General features: G+C 73.4%; 15 protein-coding genes. 13 read left to right on the top strand and 2 right to left on the bottom strand.

All coding sequences use genetic code 11. The annotated features are described in order from the left end of the window. The first annotated feature begins 82 nt into the window (after positions 1-82). The 12 genes from ACFYZL_RS20040 to ACFYZL_RS19985 all read left to right on the top strand — a co-directional run bounded on the left by ACFYZL_RS20040 (position 83) and on the right by ACFYZL_RS19985 (position 14,399). A complete protein-coding gene (locus tag ACFYZL_RS20040) occupies positions 83-892 on the top strand; it encodes an SDR family NAD(P)-dependent oxidoreductase (protein ID WP_388680506.1) in 810 nt (269 codons plus the stop codon). A 66-nt stretch (positions 893-958) separates the two neighbouring features. Further along, complete coding sequence (locus ACFYZL_RS20035; protein WP_384747144.1) at positions 959-1,567, top strand: TOPRIM nucleotidyl transferase/hydrolase domain-containing protein; 609 nt, start codon at positions 959-961, stop codon at positions 1,565-1,567. 60 nt (positions 1,568-1,627) lie between these two features. Then, positions 1,628-2,407: an alpha/beta fold hydrolase gene (locus ACFYZL_RS20030; protein ID WP_384747146.1), complete on the top strand. Its 780-nt coding sequence runs from the start codon at positions 1,628-1,630 to the stop codon at positions 2,405-2,407. Positions 2,408-2,533: 126 nt separating this feature from the next. Further along, positions 2,534-3,268 carry a cupin domain-containing protein gene (locus ACFYZL_RS20025; RefSeq protein WP_388680502.1) on the top strand — a complete coding sequence of 245 codons (735 nt, stop codon included), beginning with the start codon at positions 2,534-2,536 and terminating at the stop codon, positions 3,266-3,268. Next, positions 3,265-4,341, top strand: a complete 1,077-nt coding sequence (locus ACFYZL_RS20020; RefSeq protein WP_384747150.1) for a hypothetical protein — start codon at positions 3,265-3,267, stop codon at positions 4,339-4,341. Before ACFYZL_RS20025 ends, ACFYZL_RS20020 begins: the two co-directional genes overlap by 4 nt. Further along, positions 4,338-5,447, top strand: coding sequence for a hypothetical protein (locus ACFYZL_RS20015; protein ID WP_388680499.1), 1,110 nt, complete (start codon positions 4,338-4,340; stop codon positions 5,445-5,447). The genes ACFYZL_RS20020 and ACFYZL_RS20015 overlap by 4 nt, the downstream gene beginning before the upstream one ends. Beyond that, complete coding sequence (locus tag ACFYZL_RS20010) at positions 5,444-6,370, top strand: hypothetical protein (RefSeq protein WP_388680496.1); 927 nt, start codon at positions 5,444-5,446, stop codon at positions 6,368-6,370. The genes ACFYZL_RS20015 and ACFYZL_RS20010 overlap by 4 nt, the downstream gene beginning before the upstream one ends. A gap of 43 nt (positions 6,371-6,413) precedes the next feature. After that, positions 6,414-6,944, top strand: coding sequence for a hypothetical protein (locus ACFYZL_RS20005; protein ID WP_384747155.1), 531 nt, complete (start codon positions 6,414-6,416; stop codon positions 6,942-6,944). Positions 6,945-7,019: 75 nt separating this feature from the next. Further along, positions 7,020-8,801, top strand: coding sequence for an asparagine synthetase B family protein (locus tag ACFYZL_RS20000; protein WP_388680493.1), 1,782 nt, complete (start codon positions 7,020-7,022; stop codon positions 8,799-8,801). A 35-nt stretch (positions 8,802-8,836) separates the two neighbouring features. Then, positions 8,837-10,237: an aldehyde dehydrogenase family protein gene (locus ACFYZL_RS19995; protein WP_384747158.1), complete on the top strand. Its 1,401-nt coding sequence runs from the start codon at positions 8,837-8,839 to the stop codon at positions 10,235-10,237. Positions 10,238-10,474: 237 nt separating this feature from the next. After that, positions 10,475-12,415, top strand: a complete 1,941-nt coding sequence (locus tag ACFYZL_RS19990) for a PhoX family protein (protein WP_388680490.1) — start codon at positions 10,475-10,477, stop codon at positions 12,413-12,415. Positions 12,416-12,545: 130 nt separating this feature from the next. After that, complete coding sequence (locus ACFYZL_RS19985) at positions 12,546-14,399, top strand: N-acetylmuramoyl-L-alanine amidase (RefSeq protein ID WP_388680487.1); 1,854 nt, start codon at positions 12,546-12,548, stop codon at positions 14,397-14,399. 119 nt (positions 14,400-14,518) lie between these two features. Here ACFYZL_RS19985 and ACFYZL_RS19980 read toward each other — a convergent pair whose 3' ends face one another. Together ACFYZL_RS19980 and ACFYZL_RS19975 are read right to left on the bottom strand one after the other, a co-directional pair. Then, positions 14,519-15,856 (bottom strand): peptidoglycan-binding protein, encoded by a 1,338-nt coding sequence (locus tag ACFYZL_RS19980; protein ID WP_384747164.1) that lies wholly within the window; start codon positions 15,854-15,856, stop codon positions 14,519-14,521. A 275-nt stretch (positions 15,857-16,131) separates the two neighbouring features. Beyond that, positions 16,132-17,121 carry a helix-turn-helix domain-containing protein gene (locus ACFYZL_RS19975; RefSeq protein ID WP_388680483.1) on the bottom strand — a complete coding sequence of 330 codons (990 nt, stop codon included), beginning with the start codon at positions 17,119-17,121 and terminating at the stop codon, positions 16,132-16,134. Positions 17,122-17,417: 296 nt separating this feature from the next. On the opposite strand from ACFYZL_RS19975, the gene ACFYZL_RS19970 reads away from it, so the two are divergent. Beyond that, positions 17,418-17,810 (top strand): peptidoglycan-binding protein, encoded by a 393-nt coding sequence (locus ACFYZL_RS19970; RefSeq protein ID WP_384747168.1) that lies wholly within the window; start codon positions 17,418-17,420, stop codon positions 17,808-17,810. Positions 17,811-17,827: the final 17 nt, after the last annotated feature.

Genomic DNA, 17,827 nt, shown 5'->3' with positions numbered 1-17,827 from the left:
TGTCGCAGATGAGGGGGCGCCATCGGGATGCGGCCCTGCTCATCCGGCTTTTCCACGAGAACACGAGCGAAGGAGCACCACTGTGGGTACGACTGCTCTCATCACCGGCGCGTCCTCGGGCCTCGGTGCCGAATTCGCGGCGCAGCTCGCCGCGCGCGGCCATGACCTCGTCCTGGTCGCGCGATCGGCCGACCGTCTGGCCGCCCTCGCCGAGAGGCTCGGCGACGCCCACGGGGTGCAGGTCCACGTCCTGGTCCAGGACCTCGCCCAGCCGGACGCCGCCCGCAGGATCGGGGCGGAACTGACCGATCGCGCTCTGAGCGTGGACGTACTGGTCAACAACGCGGGATTCGGCACCTGCGGCCGGTTCGAGCAGATCGACGGGCGGCGCGACCACGACCAGCTGATGGTCAACGTGGTCTCGCTCGTCGACCTCACGCATGAACTGCTGCCCGGCATGCTCGAGCGCGGCCGTGGCTCCGTGATCAACGTGGCGTCCACCGCGGCCTTCCAGCCGACGCCGTACTTCGCCGTTTACGGCGCTTCCAAGACCTTCGTGCTCGACTTCAGCCTCGCGCTCCGCCAGGAGTACCGGCGGCGCGGCATCCGCGTGCTCGCGCTCTGCCCGGGGCCGGTGGAAACCGGGTTCTTCGACGTCATCGGGACCCGGAAGGCGGCCGTGACCGGGTCGTTCAGCCTGCCCGAGCCGGTGGTCCGGTCCGCGCTGCGTGCCCTCGACGCCGATCGCGCCTACGTCACACCGGGTCTCAGCAATGCGGTGAGCGCCCACTTGACGCCCCGCCGGCCCCGCACGATGGTCGCGGCGATCGCCGAGCGGGTATCGCGCGGCGTTCGGGACGCGCGTCAGGACGGGCAGCGGACGGCGGTGTGACGCGGCGCCGGATATTGCGTACCGCACCGCGGTCCGAGGCAGCAGACTCGGCTCATGGTGGTGGACATGCAACGGCTCCGGAACGAGATGGGTGGCTGGGCGGCCGGCGGCTCGGGCGCGTCGGCGAGCGAGCTGGTCGAGCGGCTGCGGGTGCGGACGGCCGTGCTGCTGGAAGGGCCCAGCGACCTCGCGGCCGTCGAGACCCTCGCCGCGCGGCGCGGCCGCGACCTGGCCGCCGAGGGGGTGTGCGTCGTGTCGATGGGAGGGGCCATGAACGTCGGCCGCTACGCCGCCCTCCTGGGGCCGACCGGCCTCGGCCTGCGCCTGACGGGACTGTGCGACGAACGCGAGCGGGGCTTCTACGACCGCGGCCTGGAGCGGGCGGGGGCGGCCCGCGGAGGTGTCTTCGTGTGCGTGGCGGACCTGGAGGAGGAACTCATCCGCACGCTGGGCACCGCACGGGTCGAGGAGATCGTCGAGACCGAGGGCGATCTCCGCGCCTGGCAGACCTTCGTGCGTCAGCCCGCACAGCACGGCCGCTCCCGGCCACAGCAGTTGCGGCGCTTCATGGGGACCAAGAAGGGGCGGAAGATCCGCTACGGCCACCTGCTCGTCGAGGCCCTGGACCCCGACACGGTCCCGGCCCCCCTCGAGGACCTCCTCGCGAACCTCTGACCGGCGTACAGAGGAGCGCGGTGCCGCCCCGCCCGCCACCGCGAGGCCTAGCATGCGGGGATGGATCCCCGAGCGGGCCGAGTGACGGTCCACCACGTGGAACACGGCACGGGTCGCCCCGTGCTCGTACTGCACGGTGCCGGCGTCGACCACCGCGAGACCGAGGCGTGCTTCGAGCCCGCCTTCGAAGGTGTCGCCGGGCTGCGGCGGCTCTATCCCGACCTCCCCGGCATGGGCCGGACGCCCGCCCCCGAAGAGCTGCGCAGCGCCGACGACGTCCTCGACACGCTGCTCGACTTCGCCGACGGGGCCTGCGGCGGGGGCCCGTACCTCCTCGTCGGGCACTCGGCGGGCGCGTACTACGCACAGGCGATGGCCGCGAGGACCCCGGAGCGGGTCGCCGGTCTCGCGCTGGTCTGTCCCTTGCTGCCGGGACTGCGCGACGTACCGGAGCACCGTGTCGTCGCCGGTTCGGGAGAGCTCGGTGACGAGGTCTTCCGGAGCTACTTCGTCGTCCAGACCCCGGAGATGCTCGAACGGTACGAGCGTCACGTCGCCCCGGCCGCCGAACTCGTCGACCAGTCGGCGCTCGACCGCATCGGCGAACGGTGGACGCTCGCACCCGGTCCCGCGGCGGTCTACGGAGGTCCGACGGTGATCGTGGCGGGGCGGCTGGACTCGACGGTCGGGTACGCCGCCGCCACCGACCTCGCCGACCACTACCCGCACGCCTCGCTCGCCGTGCTCGACGACGCGGGACACGCCCTGCCCCACGAGCAACCGGAGCTCCTGCGCGCCCTCCTCACCGAATGGCTCGCCCGCGTGGAACGCACTGCCTGACCCCGGGCGGCCGTGTGCCCGTTGCTCCTGATACGTTCCCACTCCTCTCACTGTTCACATTCACGGCCTTACGATGCGGGTGCGAGGCGCTTGGAGCGCATTGTGGGGCGTCAGGGGGAGGCGCGGATGGCCGCACGACCGTACGACCGCATACGCGGGCCGCACGAGACGGACGGGAACGACCTGCCGGGCGGGGTGGAGCTGTACCACCTCATGCCGGACGGCGGCATCGTGCTCGCCGACCGCGAGGGGTCCCGGGAGCTGGGGCCCGAGCGGGAGTTCCTCCGGTTCATCGACGACGGGCAGTTCGCGCACTACCTCGTGGGCGACGCGGCCACCTCGCCGGAGCGGCCCTCCAACGCCACGGTGAAGCTGGGGGTCGTGGGCCCGCGCAGCGCCTTCACCCCGCACGCGCACGGAGGTGAGCACTTCGTCCTCAGCCTGGGCCACGCCGCGTGCGGACTCTACGACGCCGACCGCGGTCGCGTCTCACAGGTGCCGCTCGCACCGGGCATGCTGATCCGCATCCCCGAGATGATGCCGCACTCCTTCGCGAACCGCGGTGATTCCCCGCTGACCATCCTCGCGGCCAACACCGGGTACGGGATCGACCACGAGGACTACGCGATCACCGCGGCCGAGGCCGAGCACCGGGCCTCCGCGGGCGCCGGGCGGTCCGGCCCGGCGGCGGGGCCCGCCGCGACGGCGCTCGACACCGCCACCGACTACCGGGTCCTGGCGGCCGCGCTGCGCGACATCGAGCTCGCCCAGCGGGTCGAGGGCATACCGGGCACCGGCGTCCGCGAGCGGCTGGCCGCACGGCTGCGCCGGGTGGCGACGGCGCTGGAGGTCCGCCGATGATCTGCCCGCACTGCGAGCGCAACCTGCTCCGCAAGGAGCGCACCGGCAACATCTGCTCCCACTGCGGCCGGGGCTACGCGCTGGACCCGCAGAGCAACGCCCTGCGCCTGCACGACCTCCGGGTGCGGCGCATCGCCTTCGGGCTCACGGACGAAGGCCGGATGCACATCGCGCCCGGCCAGTTGTGGTACGCGCTGTCGCGCAAGCGGATCAGGGAGGCCAAGGGCGCGCCCGGTTGTGTGGCCGCGGCGTTCTCCGTCGGCGCGCTCCTCACTCTGGGGGCCCTCGTCTTCCAGGTGCCGTTCCTGCTGCTGCTTTCCGCGGCCCTGCTGCTCGGCGGGCTCGGCATACTCGCCGCCCGGCGGGCGGGCGCGGCCGGAGGCGTCCCGCGCATGCCCCGCCGGGACTTCCGTACGCATGCGCTCGGCCCGTGGCAGCGGACGTACGGGAGCCTGCCGCTCGGCGTGGTCGACGACGAAGGCCGGCCCTGGCCCCAGCGGCCGAAGGACGCCCCGCCGCCGAACGCCGTGCTCGTCTGCCCCGATCCCTCCATCGCCGCCTTCCTCGTCGCCGACGGGCTGCCCGACCGCCACGGCATCGCGCTCGTCCGGGGCGTCGAGCACGTACGGGCCCTCCTCCCCGTCCTGCCGCCGCTCGGCCCGGTCCTGGTGCTCCACGACGCGGACGCGCCAGGTGAGCTGCTCCTGCGGGAGCTGCGCGCGGCTCACCCGGAGCGTCCGGTGATCGACGCGGGGGTGGCGCTGCGCACGGTCCGGGGCCTGGCGAAGGCCGTCCCGTACCGGGATCCCGACAGCAAGCCCACGGCCGAGGAGAAGCGCCGGCTCGCCGCCCTGGGCGAGTTCACCCCGGAGGAGCTGAAGTGGCTGGCCCAGGGCTGGCGGTTCCCGCTCGTCGGCGTTCCCCCGGTCAAGCTGCTCGCCGTGGTCGACCGGCTCGCCGGACAGGCCGTCCGCGGCGCCGACGCCGAACGGCGCCACGCGGCGGACGTCGGCTTCCTGACCTGGCCCGGGGCCGCCCCGGACGGCACCGCTCCGCAGGACGGGTCGCGGTGATCTGCCCGAACTGCTCGACCTCGTTGAAGCGCACGGAGCGCACCGGCCAGGTGTGCTCGCACTGCCACAGCCACTTCGCCCTGGACCCCCGGCTGCACGGCACCGGCATGCACGACGTGCGGATCCGTCAGTGCGTGAAGTCCCTCACCGACAACGGTCGGCTGCAGGTGACGGTCACCCAGCTCTGGTACCGCTCCCGTACGCAGAGCTCGTCCTGGCCCGCGAAGAAGGCGCGGGGGGTCCACCGCGGCATCAGTTGGCTCGTGGCCCTGGCGGTCTGCGCCGGGCTGATCGCCCTCGCGGCCCGCACCGGCGGCGCCCCGGCTTTCTGGTGCGGGGTCGGCGCGATCCTGGTCCTCGTGGTGCCGAGGCTGGTGCCGTACGAGCGGGCGCGGCCCGCGGGCTCCTCCATCAGCCCTTCCGAGTACGGCTTCCGGCGCCTGATGGCCGGCGAGTGGACCAGGACCTACGGAGGGCTGCCGCCGGGTGTCGTGGACGACGCGGACCCCGCCCCCCGGGGCACCGCGAAGCGGCCGGACCGGCCCAGGGCCGTGATCCTGTGCACCGACCACGCCGTCGCGACCTTCCTGGAGGCGAACGGCGTGCCCCGGCGGCTGCAGGTCGTGCTGCTGGAGGCCGACCCGGACTACGTCCACGAGGAATTCGCCGACCTCGGCGACCTCGGTGACCTGGCCGACCTTCCGGGCGGGCTCCCCGTCGTGGTGGTCCGCGACGCGAGCGCCCTGGGAGTGATGCTGGCGCCGCTCCTGCGCATCGCCCACCCGGACCGGACCGTGGTGGACGCCGGGCTGCCGGTGTCCGCGGTCCGGAGCCGGCGCGGCGCCGTCCACCGCTTCTCACCGGCCCCCGCCGTGGAGGCGGAGGCGCTGCGGGCGGTCGCGGGCCTGTCCGAGGAGGACGCCGCCTGGCTGGCCGCGGGGTTCTGGAGCCCGGTCGCGGCCGTTCCCCCGGCGCTGCTCCTCAGCGTCGTCAAGAAGGCGGTGGCACGGGCCGTGGCCGCCACGACCCCGTCCGGTCCCGCGCCGGAGCACGGCTTCCTGACCTGGCCGGACGCCCCCGCGACGAAAGGTACGTCCCCCGCATGAGCACGAGCACGACCCCGCGTACGGACGGGGGCGCGGGTAGCGGCCCGCCCGGCCCCGCGTCCGCCGCACGCCCCGGAGCACCCGGCTTCGGGGACCGGCTCCTGGACCTGGCGATCGGGAAGGCCGCCGCCCGCGCGGCCGACCCGGGCGCGCTCCGTTTCACGGAGCGTCAGCTGTACTACGAGACCTGCCGGGTCCTCAGCCCGGCCACCCGGCTCCTGCGCCGCGTGCCCCGCACCCCGGCGCCCGTGCTGCGGCTGCCGTCCTTCACCCGTGCCCTGGACGCGCGCGGGCGGGCGACCGTACCGGGCCTGTTGCCGGCCGCGATCCCGCCGGCGGGGGCTTCGGGTTCCCCGCGGTCCGAACCCGACCTGTACGACTACGGGGTCCCCCGCCTGCTGCTGTGCCAGGACCGTTCGATCGCCGCGATGCTGCTCGCCAACCACGTCCATCTGGAGGCGGCCTGCCCGATCCTCGCGGTGGCCGACGCGCTGCCGTTGGATCCGCGCCTCGTCGCGGCATTGGAGCGGGCCGAGGGCGCCACGGTGCACGTCCTGCACGACGCGAGCCCGGTGGGCGTGACGCTCCCGGCCCGCGTACGGGCGGCGCTCGGTCCGGTCCCCGGCGTGCGGGTGAGCTCCCTGGGGCTCGTGCCGCGGCACGTCTCCGCCCTGCGGCTGCCCACGGGCCGCGGCCCGGCCCTCGCCCCGGCGGCGGGCGCCGACTGGCCTGCCGCGCTGCGACCGCGCGAGGCGGCATGGCTGGCGCGGGGCCGGTTCGCCGAGGTGGCCGCGGTGCCGCCGGCGCGGCTCGTACGGACGGTGCTGCGTCTGGCCCGGGGGCCCCGGCCGCCCCGCGACTCCGTGTGGGGCGAGCTGAGCGGTCTGCGGACCTCCGGATTCATGACCTGGCCCACCGCATGAACGGCCCCCGCGACTCCTTCGACAGACCCGAGGTAAGCACACGATGATCCGCCCCCAAGAGATCGGCTACGCGGACGAACTCCTCGCCGACGGCACGGTCCACCGCAGGTACGAGGACGGCCTGGAGGAGTGGCGCAGCCGCACCCCCGGCCGGCCCCACGTGGTGGGCTGGCGCGACAACCGGGGCGGTTCGGGGACCGATGAACTCCTCGGCAACCGCGTCATCAAGCGCACCCTCGCCGACGGCACCGCCCTCTACGCCCGCGACATCGGCTACGGCCGGACGGTGTGGCCGCGCGGCGAGCGCGTCACCGTGAACCGCAGCTCCTTCGGCGGCCGGATGGGGGTGCTGCTCGCCGGGCTGGGGGTGGCGGCCCTCGCCGTCACCGCCGCCCATCTGCCGCCGCTGACCATGAGCCCGGAGGAGGAAGAGGCCCTGCGCCGCCAACAGGAGCAGAGCCAGGCCTCCGGCGGTGACGGGGGTGGCGACGCCGGCGGGTATTCCGGCGACGACAGCTGGGAGGACGGCTGGGACGGCGACGAGGACGCCTGGAGCGACGACGACTTCGGCTGAGCCGAAGCCCGGGCGACGGGACACCACGCACGAACCACCGAGCACGAAGCACAGCACCGAGGAAAGGAGCCGTCCGTGGCACGTCTCTGCGCCTGCCTGGCCGAGACCACCGGGCGGGCCCGCGCCCATCTGGAGAGCATGGGGGCGGTGGGCCCGGGCCACGTCCCCGTCGGCGTACCCGGTGCGGAGCTGAGTCTCGTCTCCGGTGAACCGGGCCGCGCCACGGGCCCGTTCACGGCGCACGGGCGCACCGCGGTCGGCGAGGTCACCCTCCACAACCGGCGCGCCCTGTTCGCCGCGCTCGCGGCCCGCGGCGACGCGCCCCCGCCGCCGCTCGACTGCTCCGACGGGGAACTCCTGCTGCACTGCTGGGCGTTGCTCGGCGAGGCCGGGGTGGCGCGCGCCGAGGGCATGTTCGTACTGGCCGTGCTCGACGGCCCCGACCTGGTGCTGATCCGGGACCACGTCGGCGCCCGCACCCTCTTCTACGCGCGGGCCGACGGCGCCTGGGCCGCCTCGACCTCGCTGCGGGCGCTGCGCCGCTGGCCGTCGCTCGGCACGTCCATGAACCTGTCGGCCGTCCGCTCCTTCCTCACCTTCGCGTACCTTCCCGGCGAGGAAACCCTCCTGACCGGGGTCCGCGAGGTGCTGCCCGGCAGGATCCTGCGGCTGGCCCGCGACGGCGGGGTCACCGAAACGGTCCACTGGGAGCCCCGCGAGCTCGTCGAGGACCCCGATCCCGGCGACCCGACCGGCCATGTCCGGGACCTGCGCGCCCTGTTGGAGCAGGCCACGGCGACCCGGCTGCCCGAGGCGGAACCCGCCGCGGTGCTGCTCTCCGGGGGCATCGACAGCTCCCTCGTCACGGCCCTGGCGGCGAAGCTCCACGGCCACCCCGTCCACACGTACTCGATCAGTTTCGGCGACGACCTGCCGAACGAACTGGGCTACTCGGGTCTCGTCGCCTCGCACTGCCACACCCGGCACCGGATCCTGAACGTGTCGGGCGAGGCGGTGGCGGCGCGGCTCGCCGAAGCCGCGGCGCTGCTGGACAGCCCCGTCGGGGATCCGCTCACGGTGCCGAACCTGATGCTGGCCGAGGCCGTGGCCGCGGACGGTGCCTCCGTGGTCCTCAACGGCGAGGGCGGCGACCCCGTCTTCGGCGGGCCGAAGAACCTCCCGATGCTGGTGCAGGAGATGCACCGGACGCCGGGCGCGCCCTGGGACGAGGACCGGGCGACCGCGTACCTGCGCTCGTACCGCAAGTGCTGGACCGACCTCCCGGTGCTGCTGACCGCGCCGGTCCTCGAAGCGCTGCGCGACGCCCCGCGCCTGGAACGGCACGTCGAGCCGTACCTGACGCCGCAGGGCCCCGGCCCGCACGCCATGGAACACCTCCTGAACCGACTGCTCCACTGCAACCTGCGGACCAAGGGGGCGCACCACATCCTGACGAAGGTGGAACGCCTCACCTCCTCCCAGGGCGTGGAGGGCCGCTCCCCGCTCTTCGACCGTTCGGTCATCGACCACGCGTTCGCGACGCCGCCCGGGTACAAGCTCCGCGGCACGGCGGAGAAGTGGATCCTCAAGGAGGCCGTACGGGACCTGCTCCCGGCGACCGTGGTCGACCGGCCGAAGAGCGGGATGCGGGTGCCGGTCCAGCAGTGGCTGACCGGCCCGTTGCGCGATCTCGGCCACGACCTGCTCCTCGGCCGCCGGTCCCGACAGCGCGGCCTGTTCCGGCCGGAGACCATCCGCACCTGGCTGAAGGGCGAGGGCACGCTGCTGCCCCGGCAGGGCGGAAAGCTGTGGCTGGTGCTGACCCTGGAGCTGTGGCTGAGGTCGTACGACATATGAGTTCCCCGCCAACCCCCGATCCGCGAAAGGCCCCCATGACCGCCGTACCCACCGAACCGTCCGAGCTGATCGATCCCCGCACCGGGCGGGTGCGCGGTACGGCCGCCCCGTCCCGGGAGGCGGAGGTGGCGGCCGCCGTGGCGGCGTCCCGTGACGCGCTGTCCGGCTGGAGCGCGCTGACCCCGAAGGAGCGGGCCCGCCGCCTGGACCGCCTCGCCGCCCTGGTCGAGGAGCACGCCGACCGGTACGGGGCGCTGGAACGGGCGGGCACGGGCAAGCCCGCGGCGGAGACGGCGGGAGAGATCGAGCAGGTCGCCGACCTGTTCCGGTTCTACGCCTCCGCCGCGCGCACCCGGACGGCCCCTGCCGCGGGTCATCTGGTCGAGGGGCACGAGAGCTGGGTCCGCTGGGAGCCGATGGGTGTCGTCGGGGTGATCGTGCCGTGGAACTACCCGCTCCTGATGGCGGCCTGGCGGTGCGCGCCGGCCCTCGCGGCGGGCAACACGGTGGTGGCGAAGCCCGCCGAGACGACCCCCGACAGCCTGGAGTTGCTGGCGGAGCACGCGGCCCTGGCCCTGGGCGCGGACGTGCTCCGCTACCTCCCGGGCGACCGGGAGACGGGCCGGCTGCTCGTGGGGTCCGGGGTGGACATGGTCGCCTTCACCGGCAGCGGCCGGGCCGGCGCGGACGTCGTGGCACGGGCGGGGACCCGCCGGGTCAGCCTGGAACTGGGCGGCAACGCGCCGGCCATCGTCCTCCCGGACGCCCCCGCCGACACCTTCGAGGCGCTGGCGGAGGCGGCCACGTACAACGCGGGCCAGAGCTGTGCGGCCCCGGCCCGGGTGATCACCCTCGCGGAGAACCACGAGGAGACCGTCGCCGGGCTCGCGGCGGCGATGGGCTCGCGGCTGGCCGGCCGCGACTTCGGTCCGCTGAACAACGCGGACCAGGCGGCGCGTTACGACGCGCTGGTCGCCTCTTCCGGCGCCAAGCGGAACTTCGCGGCCGGCGTCTGTCCCGATGCCGGCGAGGAGCGGGGCCACTGGCGCCCGGCCCGCCTGCTCGCGGACCTCCCGTACGACGACCCGGCCGTCACCGAGGAGGTGTTCGGCCCGCTCCTGACCGTCCAGCAGGCTCCGGACGTGGAAGCGGCCCTGGCCTTGGCGAACGGCGTCCCGCAGGCCCTCGGGGCGAGCGTGTGGACCACGGATCTGGCGACGGGGCTCGACCTCGTCGCCCGGCTGAACGCGGGCGAGGCATGGCTCAACTGCCACCTGGTCCAGACGGCCGAACTCCCCCACGGGGGCCGGGGAACGTCCGGCCACGGCACCGACCTGAGCATCCTGGCACTCCACGAATACCAGCGGCCGAAGACCGTGACCGTGCGGGTGCCGCGCCAGGCCGGCTCTTTCGGGTCGATTCAGGGAGTGGTGTGAAGGTGCGGGTCACCGCCGTTCGCCGGTGGCGGTGACGAGCGGCCCGGGGTTGTGAGCAGCCGTCCCGGGACGCGGTTCGGGACGGCCCGGGACGGCTGGACGGATGGAACGGGGGGCGACCCGCCCTAGGTTCGGTGCCACGGGCCCCGGCTGCCGATGTCGCCGGGGGCTCCAGCCATCCTCCGCATCCCGGCCGCGGCGGCGCAACGGCCGGCCCTCCCCTTTGGCGGCACACACATGTCAGATCCGGTTCCTCCCCACCTCGAGTCGGCGGGGGTCCCGCCGTTCGAGGAGATCGTGGCCTCCTCGCTCTCCAGGCGTCAGGTCGTGGCCGGCGGTACGGCGGCCTTCGCGGCGTTCCTCGGCCTCGGCACCTCCACCGCCCGGGCCGCCACCGCCCAGGCCGCCGTCGCGGCGCCCGCACCCGCCGGCCCGGCGCCGAAGGGGCTCCTCGGCTTCGCCGCGGTGCCTCCCGCGACCACGGACGCGGTGACCGTGCCGCCCGGCTACACGGTCCAGACCCTGGCGCCGTGGGGCAGGCCCCTGTACTCCGGCGGCCCCGCTTGGCTGGCCGACGCCGGCAACAGCTCCGCCGACCAGGCCCGCCAGATCGGTTCGCACCACAGCGGGCTGCACTTCTTCCCGTACGACGACGGCCCCCGGGGCAACCGGCTCGGGACCCTCGTCGTCAACCACGAGGCCACGGACGCCACGCTGCTCCACCGGGACGGCGGCGCGGCCCTGACGCGCGAGAAGGTCGAGAAGTCCCTGGCCGCGCAGGGGCTGAGCGTGGTCGAGGTGCGCGAGAAGGGCGGCACCTGGGACCTCGGCGACTCGCCGCGCAACGTCCGCGTCACCGGCACCACCCCGGTGGACTTCTCCGGCCCGCTCGGGTCCGGTCACCCTGCGCTGCGCACGGGTACGGCCCACGTCGGCACGCTGGGCAACAGCGCCTACGGGGTGACCCCGTGGGGCACGTACCTGAGCTGCGAGGAGAACGTCGCCGGCTACTTCGGTACCGACGACCGGAACTGGCGGCCCACGCGCACGCAGAAGCGGTACGGCGTGAGCGCGTCCGGTCACGGGCACCGCTGGCACACCGTCGCACCCCGCTTCGACCTGGCGGCGAACCCCAACGAGGTGCACCGCTTCGGCTGGGTCGTGGAGATCGACCCCGCCGCGCCGTCCGCCGCTCCGGTGAAGCGGACCGCCCTCGGCCGGTTCCAGCACGTGGGCGCGACGGTCACCGAGACCGCGGGCCGCGTCGTCCTCTACAGCGGTGACGACGAGAACGGTGGCTACCTCTACAAGTTCGTCGGCGGGGACGAGTGGCGGCGCGAGCGCGCCCGGGGACGCAGCCCGCTGGACCACGGCACCCTGTACGTCGCGCGGTTCGAGGACGACGGCACGGGGCGCTGGCTGCCCCTGACCCACGGGCGGGGCCCCCTGAAGCCCGAGCACGGCTGGCGCGACCAGGCCGACGTCGTCCTGCGCGTGCGCGAGGCGGCCGACGCCCTGGGAGCGACTGCGCTGGACCGCCCCCAGCAGACGGCGGTCGCCGGCGACGGCACCGTCTACTGCGCGCTGGCCAACAGTCCGGGCAGCGGCTCCTGCGGCTCGAGCGGGGACGGCGGCGGCCGCGCGGTCAGCCCGCGCGCGTCCAACCCGTACGGGCACATCGTGCGATGGCGCGAGGAGGGCGCGGAGGGGTTCCGTTGGGACGTCTTCGTCCTCGCCGGCGATCCCGCCCACGACGAGGCCGTCGGGCTCGACGAGGCGGGCATGTTCGGCTCGCCCAAGGGCCTGTGGTTCGACGGTCAGGGACGGCTGTGGATCCAGACCGGCATCTCGAAGTGGGCCCAGAACTGTGACGCGTCCGGGCACGAGAACCTCGGCAACAACGCGGTGCTCGTCGCCGATCCGGCCACCGGTGAGATCCGCCGCTTCCTGACCGGCCCGCGGGGCGCCGAGATCACCGGCGTCACCGCCACCCCGGACGGGCGCACCCTCTTCGTCAACATCCAGCACCCCGGGGAGCGTACGGCCGTGTGGGGCGCCCCCACCCCCGAGGCCCCGTGTGCGGTCAGTGACTGGCCCGACCGCGATCCGAAGGGCCGCCCGCGCTCGGCGACGATCGTCGTCCGGCGCACGGACGGGGGCGTGATCGGCCGGGCCTGAGCCGCCCGGCCGCCCGGCCCCCCGGCCTCCCGGCCCCGCGCCCCCACGGGCGGGGCCGGCCCGCTCCTCAGGAAGCGACGACGGCGCGCGGCACCACGACAGGCCGCGCCATCATCAGGAGAACGAAGACATGGTTTCCATCATCAGCCGTGCGCAGTGGGGCGCACTGCCCCCGAAGAAGATCGACAAGGACCCCTTCACCCCGTGGCTCGGCGGAGTGGTCATCCACCACGAAGGGGGTGGCCACTTCGCCGTCGACCAGCACGACATGTGCGCCGGTCTGGTCCGGGAGGTGCAGAAGAACTCGATGTACTACTCGCCGCTCGGTCACGTGGCGGACTGGCTCGACCTGAAGGAACCGCCCTACGACGACATCCCCTACAGCTTCGCCATCTGCAAGCACGGCAGCATCTACGAGGGCCGCGGGCTGGGCAGGCGGCAGGCGGCGAACGGCACGGAACGCAAGGGCGTCAACCAGAACTACTACTCCATCCTGGGACTGATCGGGGCGGAGGACTCGGTCACGTCGGAAATGGTCTCCGCGTTCCGGCAGTTGATCGAGTACCTCCGGTACTGCATGGCGGGCACCGCCATCGTGGGGCACCGGGACATGCGCCTCACCTACACGGAATGCCCCGGAAACCTGTACCCCAAGGTCATTCTCGGCGAACTCGAACCGCCGAAGCCCGCCCCCGGCGGATCGACGGGCGGTCAGGAGGCGATCACCTACGTGTACTCGCGCTCCGAATGGGGTGCGCGCCCGGCCCGGGAGGTCACCCGGGTCTCCATGGGTGAGCGAACGGGGTTCACCGTGCACTATTCGGCGGGTCCGACGACACAGACCGTCCGTCAGATCCAGAACTACCACATGGATTCCAACGGCTGGTCGGACATCGGGTACAACTTCCTCGTCGACGACACCGGTCGCATCTTCGAGGGCCGCGGCTGGTACGTACAGGGGGCCCACGCCACCGGTCACAACACGAGCCACATCGGCGTCTGCTTCATCGGCGAGGACGGCGACGCGACCCCCCGCGCGCTGTCGGCGATCCGCGCACTGTACAAGCAGGCCAACACACTGGCGGGCAGGACGCTCGCGCAGACCTGGCACGGCGGGCTCTCCGGCAACTCCACCAGCTGCCCGGGCTCGGCCCTGCGTGCCTGGGTGCAGGGCGGCATGGTCGCCGACAGCGTCACGATCGAGTACGGGTCCGGCGGTGGCGGCGGCAGCGACTCCAGCGGTGGCGGCGGCGGTGGCATGACCCAGGTGCGGTCCGTCTCCGCCCAGCAGCAGGCGGTCAACGGGCTGGGCTACAACCCGGCGCTGGCGGTCGACGGGGTGTGGGGTCCGCTCACGGACGCGGGCGTCCGCTGGCTCCAGGGCAAGGTCGGCACCGGCGCCGACGGTCTGTGGGGACCCGGCACCGAAGCCGCGTACAAGGCGTACACGGGCGGCGGTTCGGGCGGTTCCGGCGGTTCCGGCGGCATGACCTCGGTGCGTTCGGTGCTGATGCAGCAGTACGCGGTCAACTCCCTCGGATACAGCCCGGCCCTGGACCAGGACGGTGCCTGGGGTCCGCTGACCCTCGCGGGCGTCCGGTGGCTTCAGAACAAGGTCGGCACCCCCGCCGACGGCGCGTGGGGTCCGGCCACCGAAGCGGCGTACTTCGCGTACATCGACACCGGCGCGCGGCTCGTCGTCGACGGTGACTTCGGGCCCGCCACGATCCGTGCCACCCAGGAAGTGATCGGTGTGCAGGTGGACGGACAGTGGGGGCCGAACTCCAAGAAGGCGCTCCAACACCACCTCAACGTGTGGTCGGGCTCCGGGCTCGTCGAGGACGGCGTCACCGGCCCGGCGACCTACAGGGCCCTGCAGAACCACCTCAACCGGATGACCGGCGCCGGTCTGACCGTCGACGGCGCGTGGGGTCCCGCCACCGTCAAGGCCCTGCAGAACGCGCTCAACCTGGGCAAGTTCTGAGGGGGTAGCCCACACGCTCCGTCCCGTGCACCGAAGGAGGTCCGGATGCACGGGACGGAGTGCGGGCGAGGGGCCCGCGCCTTGCGGCACGAGCCCCTCGGGGCGGACCGGCGGGCCGGTCAGCCGCCCGAAGGCGAGACGATCGCGTACGCGGGCCAGCCACCGACGAGCCTGCGGGTCACGCGCTCCACCCGGTCGTTGTGGTTGCCCTCGATGGTGGTGACGGTGCCGTCGCCGTTGTCCTTCTCGATCACGCCGACGTGGACGCTGGTCGACGTGTTCGCGGGCCCGGAACCGAAGAGGATCACGTCGCCGGGCTTGGGCGCGGCGTTCCGCAGGTCCGTGCGGAGCGTTCCGTGGTCACGTCCGTAGTAGTAGAAGTCCCCGCTGAAGGCCGTGTGGTAGTTGATCCCGGCCTGCTGCCAGGCCCAGCTGGCGAAGTGCGCGCACCAGGCCTCACAACGGCCGTACGGGTTGCAGTTGTTGCCCCACTCCTCCACGCCCAGCTGGGAGCGCGCCGCCTGGATGATCTTGTCGCGGACACTGCCCGACAGCGGGGGTACGGTCGGGTTGCCACCGCTGGCCCCGCCGCCGGGGCCGGTGCTCCCGATCTCGCGGGCGATGCCCATGGCGGCCATGGTCTGCGGGCCGGCGATGCCGTCGACGTCCAGGTTGTGCGAGCGCTGGTAGTTCCGCACGGCGTCCAGGGTGTTGTTGCCGTAGTCGCCGTCCGCGGGCGTGTTGGCCGCGGCCTGGACCTGCTTCACCTTCGCGGTCAGCGCGCCCTTGGTCTGCGGGCCGGCGATGCCGTCCACTTCGAGGTCGTTGTCGCTCTGGAAGGACAGCACGGCGTTCTTGGTGCGGGGGCCGTAGGCGCCGTCCACGCCGGTGAGCGGGAGGTAGCCGAGACCGGCCAGGTTCCGCTGGAGCAGCTTGACCTCCGAGTCGGTGCCGCTGCCGGAACCGCTGGAGACGATCCGGTCGATGTTCATCTCGCCCATGGTCTGGGGGCCGGCTATGCCGTCGACGTCCAGGTGGTGCGAGCGCTGGTAGTTCCGCACGGCGTCCAGGGTGTTGTTGCCGTAGTCGCCGTCCTGGGGCGTGCCGGCCGCGGACTGCACCCGCTTCACCTTCGCCACCAGGGCCGCCATCGTGAGCGGGCCGGCGTCGCCGTCCACGTCGAGCGCGTTGTCCTGCTGGAAGTGGCGTACCGAATCCCGGGTCTGGGGGCCGTACGCGCCGTCCACACCACTGCGGGGGAGATAGCTGAGGCCCGACAGGCCCCGCTGGAGCAGGCTCACGTCCAGGGCGTGCGCGGCGGGCACAGGGCCGGCCAGCAGCGCCGCCAGGGCGGCGGCGAGGGTCAGGAGCGAGGCCAGCACCTTTCGGCCGTTCGCGGCCGCCGACCGCCTGTCCGGCGGCCTGGTGGCGAGGGTGGGGGAAGCATGGGAGGACATGGGTGGAGTGGACCTTCCGGGCTGTGTGGTGACGAGTGGTCACCAAGAGCTTCGATGCCGGCGCGGTGTCCCCGCCGGCACCTCAACGTCCCTGGGACGAGGCCGAGATGTCCCTGGGCCGGCCGCCCGGACCGATGCCCTGGTCACACGCCCGGAGGGTGGTCCTCCGGGCCCCCCACCCGACCCTCCGTCCCACCGGTCCCGCCGTCCGTCCCACCCCCGCGCCCGGCCCGATCGAGCCCGCTCCGCCCACTCCCCTCGTTCCGCCCGCTCGGTCAGGGCAGTTGGACAGCGCCTTCCGGCGCGCACTGGATCTGCTTCTCCGCCGGGAAGGCCCCGCACACGCTCATGGATTCGAGGGGGGTCTCGGCGGAGACCGCGAGCATCTTGGTGTACGAGTCGTGCTCGAAGCGGATCAAGGCTTCCAGCTCCGTGCCCCTGGCGTCCTTGATGATCACCTTGTCGCCCACCGCCCCGCCCTCGATCCGTCCCCACACCGACTGGCAGGCGGCGCTGTAACGCAGCTGGATGCTCATGCCGCGCAGGAAGGTGCTCTTGGCCGTCGTCGCGTCCCAATGGCAGTCCATGGCCTGGGGATCGTGCCGCAGACACGTGTCGGACTTGCACTTGAGGCGGATGTCGTCCGCGCGGGGGACGAGCGCCGTGGTCGGATCCGCCTTCTTCTTGTCCTCGGGCGCACCGCCGGCCGTGCTCGGGGTTCCCCGGTCCGCCATGGCGGAGGAGAAGATGAGGCCGGTGGCCACCGAACCCATCAGGGCTCCCGCGGCGACGTAGCCGATGACGGCGAATCGACGGCGCCACCCGTCGCTCTTCGGGTCCGGGGACGACGCGTCCGCCGCGGCATCGTCCGCTTTGCCGGCGTCCGCCTTTTCGTCGTCCGCGTTCCCGTCGCCCGCGGTCGAACCGACCGCTGTCTCACCTTCCTCCGTCACCGCGTCGGCACGCGGCGCCGCAGAGGCCGACGGCGTCGTCGGCCGGCTCGCCGCGGGGGCAGTGGCCCGGGACAGCAGGGCGAGGAGCGGTTCCGGGTCGGTACCCGCCGCGGACGCGAGCTGCTCGACGGCCACGGCCGTCGGCAGTTGCTTCCCGTTGAGGAACCGCTCCCAGGACGACCTGCTGTAGTGCGTGCGGTCGGCGAGACGGCCGAAGCTGAGCTGCGAGACCTCTTTGATGCGTCGCATCTCCGCGAACAGCTGAGCGCGTGCATCGCCCGTGCCGTCCGTCGCCCGTACCTGGTCCGACATCAGAAAGCCCCCTATGTGCGCCCGTGTGTGCGGCACGGCTTCCCCCGAAGCCGGTGACGTGGCGCGTGGGAAAGGATAAACCCAGCCACCGACACAATCCGTATCAGCCGGCTGCGGGGCCAGGACGCCTCCGAAGTGCGGAGCCGGGGCCGGGACGTCCCTGGGACGACCCTCCCGGCCCCGGCTCTGACCTGCGAAAACGTCCGTCCCTCGGATCGCGGGACAGGTGGGATGCGAGGGGCGCCGCCGTCCGCTGTGGCAGCTTTTCGACGTCACCAGCGAAAGGAACCTCCGTTATGCGCATCACTCGATCCACGAAGGGCGTCACCTCGCTCCTCATCGCGGCGGTCTCCGCGGGCACCCTCCTCCTCGCCGCGCCGGCCGCCCAGGCGGACGAATCCGCGTACAAGATCTGCAAGGACACGCACGGCACGCGCATCTCCCCGAGCGGGTACACGATCCCCCGGTACAACTACTCCTGGGGCGACCGAGACCAGTGCGTCGCCGGGCTCCAGGAACTGGTCTCGCAGTACGGCCTGACCGCCGAGGAGCAGCGGGGCGGCCCCTTCGTCGACGGCGTGTTCGGCGCTCACACCGACTCCGCCATCCGCAGGTTCCAGCGCAACCACAACCTCGACCCCGACGGCATCGTCGGACCGCGGACGTGGGAGCGGCTCCTGACGGGCTGAGCGCCCTGCGCGCCGCC

Source organism: Streptomyces sp. NPDC001717, from assembly GCF_042892775.1.
GTDB lineage: Bacteria > Actinomycetota > Actinomycetes > Streptomycetales > Streptomycetaceae > Streptomyces.
Note: the sequence above shows the minus strand (reverse complement) of the source record. Positions and strands in the feature narration are given on the sequence as shown.